The organism is Corynebacterium tuberculostearicum, from assembly GCF_032821615.1.
GTDB lineage: Bacteria > Actinomycetota > Actinomycetes > Mycobacteriales > Mycobacteriaceae > Corynebacterium > Corynebacterium tuberculostearicum_H.
Genome location: NZ_JAVBIF010000014.1, coordinates 45,013 through 52,492 on the forward strand (window position 1 = coordinate 45,013; position 7,480 = coordinate 52,492).

At 62.2% G+C, this 7,480-nt stretch carries 7 protein-coding genes; 6 read left to right on the forward strand and 1 reads right to left on the reverse strand.

Annotated features, from left to right (window positions below):
- Nucleotides 1-6 precede the first annotated feature (6 nt).
- Nucleotides 7-1,356 (forward strand): lysine N(6)-hydroxylase/L-ornithine N(5)-oxygenase family protein, encoded by a 1,350-nt coding sequence (locus RAE09_RS09600; protein WP_301716786.1) that lies wholly within the window; start codon nt 7-9, stop codon nt 1,354-1,356.
- On the forward strand, nt 1,356-3,824 hold the full coding sequence (locus tag RAE09_RS09605; RefSeq protein ID WP_301716787.1) for a GNAT family N-acetyltransferase: 2,469 nt from the start codon (nt 1,356-1,358) through the stop codon (nt 3,822-3,824). Before RAE09_RS09600 ends, RAE09_RS09605 begins: the two co-directional genes overlap by 1 nt.
- A gap of 55 nt (nt 3,825-3,879) precedes the next feature.
- Here the strand turns inward: RAE09_RS09605 and RAE09_RS09610 are convergent, their stop codons facing one another.
- Nucleotides 3,880-4,665 carry a formate/nitrite transporter family protein gene (locus tag RAE09_RS09610; protein ID WP_023020572.1) on the reverse strand — a complete coding sequence of 262 codons (786 nt, stop codon included), beginning with the start codon at nt 4,663-4,665 and terminating at the stop codon, nt 3,880-3,882.
- 126 nt (nt 4,666-4,791) lie between these two features.
- Between RAE09_RS09610 and RAE09_RS09615 the strand changes: the two genes are divergently transcribed.
- The 4 genes from RAE09_RS09615 to RAE09_RS09625 all read left to right on the forward strand — a co-directional run bounded on the left by RAE09_RS09615 (nt 4,792) and on the right by RAE09_RS09625 (nt 7,371).
- Nucleotides 4,792-5,328, forward strand: coding sequence for an ATP-binding cassette domain-containing protein (locus RAE09_RS09615; RefSeq protein WP_301716788.1), 537 nt, complete (start codon nt 4,792-4,794; stop codon nt 5,326-5,328).
- Complete coding sequence (locus RAE09_RS11950) at nt 5,258-5,539, forward strand: AAA family ATPase (RefSeq protein ID WP_349834779.1); 282 nt, start codon at nt 5,258-5,260, stop codon at nt 5,537-5,539. The genes RAE09_RS09615 and RAE09_RS11950 overlap by 71 nt, the downstream gene beginning before the upstream one ends.
- Complete coding sequence (locus RAE09_RS09620; RefSeq protein ID WP_316981559.1) at nt 5,536-6,678, forward strand: hypothetical protein; 1,143 nt, start codon at nt 5,536-5,538, stop codon at nt 6,676-6,678. Before RAE09_RS11950 ends, RAE09_RS09620 begins: the two co-directional genes overlap by 4 nt.
- 108 nt (nt 6,679-6,786) lie before the next feature.
- Entirely contained in the window at nt 6,787-7,371 is a 585-nt protein-coding gene (locus RAE09_RS09625) for a hypothetical protein (RefSeq protein WP_316981560.1), read from the forward strand.
- Nucleotides 7,372-7,480 lie beyond the last annotated feature (109 nt).

A 7,480-nucleotide genomic window follows, 5' to 3' on the forward strand; every position in this document is an offset into this window, starting at 1 on the left:
TTTGTAATGTCTTCTTCCACCACCGCCCGCACTACCGCCGCCGCTGATGCCGAATCTAGCATTAAGCCCTATGACCTGGTGGGCATCGGGATCGGGCCGTTCAACCTGGGCCTGGCGGCGCTGAGCCAGCCGCTGGTTGACGGCGGCGCGCTGCGCGCGGCGTTCTTCGATTCGCGCGCGGAATTTTGCTGGCACCCCGGGATGATGATTCCTGGGACGACGATCCAGGTTCCGTTCATGGCCGATCTGGTCACCCTCGCCGACCCCACGAGCCCGTACAGTTTCCTCAACTACTGCAAGCAGCAAGGGCGCATCCACCAGTTCTACATCAAGGAGGATTTCAACCCGCTGCGCGAGGAATACTCCGATTACTGCACCTGGGTCTCCCAGCAGCTGAGCACGCTCGAGTGGAACTCCACGGTGACGTCGGTGCGCCGCGTCGACGATCTGTGGGAGGTCACCGTCAACGGGCCACGGGACACCTGCACGGTGCTCAGCCGCAACGTCGTGGTCGGAGTGGGCACCATACCGTTTATTCCCGCCGAGCTGCGGGCTGCGCCGGAAGCCGGGCTCGCCGTACACTCGGCGGACTATCTTGAGCACAAGGAGGAGTTGCTCGCCCAGGAGTCCGTCACCATCATCGGGTCGGGGCAGTCCGCGGCCGAGATTTACGCCAATCTCATGGAACCTGCCGCGTACCAAGGCACGCGGCTGGACTGGGTCACCCGCTCGGGGCGCTTCTTCCCCATGGAATACACCAAGCTCACCCTCGAGATGACTAGCCCCGAGTACGCGCAGTTCTTCCGCGGCCTGGACGCCGCGACGCGCGACCGGCTCAACCGCGAGCAGCGCAATCTTTACAAGGGAATCTCCGGCCAGCTCGTCAATCACATCTACGACACCTACTACCGGTTGTCCATCACGAAGGGCCTGCCGCGCCCATTCGCCTCGACGCTCCTAGCCGGCTGGAGCGCGGCGCTATGCGACGCAGACGCGTCCGCCCCGTTCCAGCTGACGTTGACCCACGGCGAGACCGGCGAAACCCGCACGCACGCGACAAACGCGCTGGTGCTCGCCACCGGCTACAAGGCCCCGCTCTTCCCCAGCTTCCTGGAGACCGCACGCGAAGAAGTCCAGTTCGACACGGCCGGGCGCCTGGCCATCGATCCCGAGTTCGCCATCGACGCCGCCCAGTCGCTCTTCGTCCAAAACGCCGAGGAACACCTTCATTCGCTCATCGCGCCGGATCTCGGGATGGGACCGTGGAGGAACTCCATTATTCTCAAGGCCATCACCGGCCGCGAGTACTATCCCATCGAGCGTTCCGTCGCCTTCCAGACCTTCGGGGGTCAGTAATGCTCAATACCGAACGTGACGAAATCTTCACTCCCCACGGCACGGTGCGCCTTCGCCCGCTCACCCCCGGCGACACCGAGCTCGTTCACGGGTGGCTCACCGATCCTCACTGCGCGTTCTGGGGCATGCAACAGGCCAGCGTCAACGACGTCGCCGTCGAATACGACCGGCTCCGCGCCTCCCCGCACGAAGAAGCCTGGATCCTCGAGCTGCGCCCGTACCCTGCCGCCCCGCGCAGACCGATGGGCATCGTCGAGGACTACGACCCGCGCCGCGTGGTTCTGGACTCGGTGTTGGCCGGGGCTGCTAGCTCGGAGGCTGCTGGTGTCAGGGAGTTGACGCTGGAAGAGCCAATACGCGGACTGCACTTCCTCGTCGCCCCGCCGGCCGGTGCCCACGTTTCTGGGCTAACCAGCAGCCTTTTCGCCGCGGTCATCCGCTGGCTCATCGACTGCCGGGGTTTCCGCGAACTCCTCGTGGAGCCCGACGTAGCCAATGGCGCAATTCACCGCAAGAACGCCGAGGCCGGCTTCCTTGATGTGCCGGGACTTAACGAGGTCCGCCTGCTTCAAGGCGGGCACACGAAGACGGCACGGGTGCAGCGTTGTACTGCCTCAGACTTCTATTCCTCAGCGGCTGCCGCGCGCGCCTCGCTGTCGCCGGTGGCGAATGCGCTGTGCGCGGCCGAGACCGCTGAGCGCCAGCTCATCGCCAAGGCCATCCGCGAATTTAGCCATGAAAGACTGCTGACGCCGAGCTTTCACCCGGACTCAGAACGATGGTCGGTCCACTTGGGGCCGCGGGAGCTGAGCTTTTCGGCCCACCAGTACGGGCTGGAGCATCTCGAAGTCGTCCCCGAAAGCATCGAAGCTGCCGATGCCGCCCCGCTGCACCTGGCCGAGCTCATCGCCGGGGCCGCAGAACAGCTGGGCATAGAAACGGGGTTCCTGCACACCTACATCGAAGAAATTCAGGCGACCCTCGCCGGCCGTGCCCGCGCCCTCGCGACTCGCCCCGCCGCGCAAAGCTTGCGCGCACCGCAGCTCGCCGCCAGCGCCCAGGAGCGCGCGAATGCCCAGGCGGACTATCTCGTCTCCGCTGAGTCAGCAATGTATGAGGGGCACCCCGGGTTCCTCGCGAATTCGGGGCGCGGCGGGATGAGCCTTACCGAGCTACGCGCCTACGCGCCGGAGGCGGGAGCCGACGTACACATCGTGTGGCTCGCCGCCAAGCGGGAGCACTGCGTGGTGGCGGCATCAGAAGACGTCGCGGACCTAGCCGGGTTCTTCGCCGAACAGCTCGGAGACCTCGAGCCGCGCTATGAGCAGGCGCTCGCAGAATTGGGCTGCGACCCGGATGACTATGTGCCGCTGCCGCTGCACCCGTGGCAGTGGGACAACTGCATCTCCACGATCTTTTTCGCCCAGCTCATTTCCCGGGATCTGGTGTACATCGGCACCAGCAGCGACCTATTTCGCCCCCAGCAGTCGCTGCGGACGTTCTTCAACCACTCGCGCCCGGCGCTGCCCTATGTCAAGACTGCCGTGGGCATTCGCAACATGGGGTTCGTCCGCGGGCTCTCGCCGGCGTACATGGAAACCACGCCCGCCATCAACGATTGGTTAGCCCAACAGCTCAATGTCGATCCGGAATTCCGGGCCTGCAACGTGCGTCTGCTCAAAGAAATCGTCGCCGTAGGCTACCGCGGCGACACCTACCACCGCCACCCGCTGCCCGCGGACTCAACAAGCGGGCGAGAGAAAATGCTCTCCGCGCTGTGGCGCGACTCGCCCGTGCCGCAGCTATCCGCCACGAGCGTGGCCGTGACCCTGGCGGGCTGCCTCTACGTCGACCCGGCAGGAGAGTCACTCGCCGCCGAGTGGATCGCGCAATCGAGTCTACCGCCGCAAGAATGGCTGCGTCAGCTGCTCGACGTGTACCTTGTCCCAGTCCTCCACGCGCTCGCCCAGTACGGAATCGTGTTCATGCCGCACAGCGAGAATGTCATCCTCGAGCTCGACAACGGCGCGCCCGTCGGCGCGTTTTTCAAGGACCTGGGGGAAGAGGCCGCGGTCGTTGACGCCCGCGTGGACATGCCTGCGGGACTAGAGCGCCTGCAGGTCGATCACGGCGACTTCACCGGTGCCCAGCGCGCGCTATCTATCCACACCGACGTCCTCGACGGCGTGCTGCGCCACCTCGCCGCGCTCTTCGACCGGGAAGGATTGCTCACTGAGACCGAATTTTGGCTCACCTGCCGTGAAGTCGTACTGGATTACGAACGCCGCTTCCCCGGCACGCTGGAGAAACTTCCGGTGCTCGCGCCGCAGTTCAAGCACTCGTGCCTCAACCGCTTGCAGTTACGCAACCCGTTATCGATGGTGAACTTGGGCGACCAGGAGTCCTCGCTCATCTACGCCGGGGACATGGACAACCCGTTGCATTCTCCAGAATCGACGGCGCGATAAGTAAAGGCCAACCCCGCTCGTGCGGGGTTGGCCTTCTCGCGTACTACGCCGCAGCTTAGTCGCGATACGCTTCCGGGCCAGAGTTAAGCCAGGCGTACACGCCACCAATTAGGAAGCCACCACCGATGAGGTTTCCTACCCACACGATGGACCAATTGGCCAACACCACCCAAAGGGTAAAACCTTCCGGTAGCGGGCTGGCGCAGAAGAAGGTCAGGGTCATCAGGCAGAAATTGGCGATGACGTGCTCGAGGCCCAAGCCCACGAAGCAGGCGATGATCGGCACGATGACGAAGAACTTGGAGGCAATGTCTTTGGCAAAGATAGCGCCGATAATCGCCATGTTGACCACGAAGTTGGCCAGTATGGCCTCCACGAACATGCCGCCTGGTCCTTTGAGGAGCTTGCCCATCGCGAGGTCGACGATAAGGTGATTTGGGTCGATGCCGCCGAGCTTGGCGGACATACCCATGGCTGCGGCGAAAAGCACGGCGCCAACTAGGTTGAATAGCGTGGTGACTGCGAGGAGCCACAGCGCCTTTCCCCAGCCCACCTGCTTCTTCACGGCGCCGTAGACCATGTACATCATGTTGCCGGTGGCTAGGTCCGCGCCCAGAATGACGATGGCAAAAAGGCCCAAACCGAACAGGCAGGCAAAGACCAGAGAACCGAGGCCTTCCACATGCTTCTCGACGCCCATACCCATCACCGCAGCAAATGCCGTACCGATCGCCAGGTACACGCCGGCCAAAGTAGAACGGACAGCAAAGCGGGAGAAAGATTGCTCTAGGAGCGTGACCTTCTTCGTCACGGCTGCTGCGGCAGCATCATTCAAGGACATCAAGTACCTCGTACGGTTCAGATTTCAGAGACCTTTGTATCGTACTCCGCCGCACGCACCGCAGGTGAATCCCTGATCTTCAGCAACCAATTGCAATCACTTTTCACTTAAGAAAAACTGGCGGGAATGACACCCTTCCTGTCTGTCCAGCACCTCAGCTACGGCTACTCCGCCCGCACTAAGGTTGTTCGCGATATATCCTTCGACCTCGCCCCAGGGCTCACCGTCCTTCTCGGCGCAAATGGCGCGGGGAAAAGCACGCTCATGCAGCTCATCGCCGGTGAGCTACGCCCGCCAACAGGAACCATCTTCGTGGGCGGTGAAGACGTCCGCCGTTCCGACTCGTGGCGGCAACGTGTCGGCTGGGTTCCGCAACGCAGTGTGTTTGATCCGGCGCAACGCGCAGTGGATTTCGTAGCAGACGTTGGCTGGCTGCGCGGACTAGACCGCGCGACAGCACGCCAGCACGCGGTAAATGCCTTGCGGATAATTGGCTTGGAGGACCACAGCACTACCCGCCTGCGCGCGATGTCCGGTGGAATGCAGCGCCGCGCCATGGTCGCGGCGGGCCATTGTCCACGAGCCAGATTTACTGCTTCTCGACGAACCCACCGCAGGTCTCGACCCACACCAACGATCCTCACTCATCCGCGCACTGCGTGACATGGCCTCGAACGGCACCACTGTCCTCATGTCTACGCACGTCGCGGCTGATATGGACTCCGCCGATCGCACGCTCATTCTTCATCGTAGGTGCATCGCAGTCGATTCTTCTGTTGCAGATTTCATCGAAAGGTACGGCTCCGTAGAACAAGGATTCTGCGCCGTCACCGAACAAGCTACCGACGGGGCACGGGGAGGGGCTGCTTTGTGAGACACGTTCGCTTCATTCCTGTTGTACTCTTCACCGCACTGCTGAGTTTTGCCTCTGCGCGGGGCAGTAACGTCGCCGGTTCCTGGCCAGAGGCCACCGCAATCTGCGCGGTTGTCGCCGCGGCTACGGGCGTACTTCTCGAAAGTATTGCTGCATGGGACGCAGGAAGCCAGGACGCCACGTTTCTACGCTCCACATCCACCTCGCGCGCCCGCACAGCAGTACTTCTCGTCGGCCTGGCGCTGGCATGGGGACTGGCCAGCATTCTTATCGACTTCATGATCCTGGCAGGGTTTGTCTATACCGCACCCGTGGGCAGCTCGCCATGGTTCCTCGTCATCATTAGCAGCCTTGTGTGGGTTGTGTTGTGTGCGGTTCTCGGTGCGGGTTTGGGTGTCTTTGTCCGGCGCCGGCTTCTCGCCGCGTTACTCGCAGCACTGCTCACGCTAGCTTTGTGCGTGGTATCGGCGTGTGCGGATTCCACGCCGGCTTCCCTACGCTTTCTTTTCTTCCCCGGCAATGGGTACGAGCTGATAGCACGGCAGCGACGGGTGGCTTCGGTCGCAATTTCTGCCGTCATGGTAGCGGCCTTAAGCGCCTGTGTCCTTGCCGCACTGACACGCCACCACCCTGCCCCGCGTTACACCGCGCTGACTCTCCTCGCCATCATCACCATCGCCGCTGTTGGCTCCGCCGCAGTGGGACCCCAAGGTACGCGGGCACAGGACACCACGGAGGCGTCGGCAAGCTGCACCCGGGATGCGAACAAACAGCGATACTGCAGTTGGCCAGAAGATCACGAACTCGTCGTAGCCGCAGACGCGCACTGGCAGGAATTCACGCAGATGCTTGTCGACGCCGGCCTTCCTCCCCTCACCGGCACATACGGTCAACCCGGCTCCGATCACGCCACGGAGTTGTCCCACACAGTGGCCAGCCCAGCGGCCCTGTACACGCGGGTTTATGAGGCTCAAGCTGCGGCGCTGCGCGCTCAGCGCCCCCTGCGAAGAAACTTCTGCCTCTCGCAACGCACACCAGGTACTTTCGGACTGGGCCACGTATGCGTTCAGAGCGGAGGACGACAGGTTTACTACCCTCAGCGCACAAAGTTCAACTACTCCTGCGCGCGCCTGGATTGAAAACGAGCTTTCTCACCGTTCGCCCGCAGAGCAAGCCGTGGCTCTGGCTCCCTTTATTCACACCATGCAGACGTGCAGCTCCGAGCTACCACCGCTGGGGGTTGCACAATGAGTCCCTACCTGAGACTTCGCCGTTGGCCGGAGTTCTTTTTAATCCTCAGCCTTGGCGTGGTAGCGCAGTTCCTGGATAACTTGGCCGTTCCACAGCTCTTCGGAGCGCCACTGAACCGTCCCGTATTCGTTTTCAATCTGCTGCCACTGCTCGTCGCAGGCTCCATACTGGCGTTGCTGAATAGTTCATGGGATGAGAAATACGAGGCCACGAGCACGGCCCGTTCGCTACGCAAGGAGAAAACTGCCTTGTTGGGTGCAGCTACCGCAGCGTGGACCGCTGTGTTCGGATTCGGATTATTCATTGGGGTAGTACCTATTCATTCAGCATCCACGATCCTTTTCTGTCTCGCTGCGGTTGGCGTCGCGTTAACGCTGCGTAGCGCACTGGACTCGAAGGCATCTGCGGGAATTGCGCTCCCCCTGTCGTTGCTGGCGCTCCTTTTTCCCTGGTACTTGGGCGAAACCACGCCGTTGGGCAATTCCCTCGGCCAAAGTATGTCTCCCATCATTGCCATCGTGTGCGCCACTATCTTCCTTGTAGGCGCGGCTGCGTGGCTTCACCGACGGGGCGGATTCTAGTGGTCGTGGAAACACTTCCTATGTTTCGGTTGAGTTTATCAGTGCTGCCATTTTCTCGGCTGGTGTTTGAAAGCCCAGGGTTTTGCGGGGGCGGCGGTTGAGTTGCATG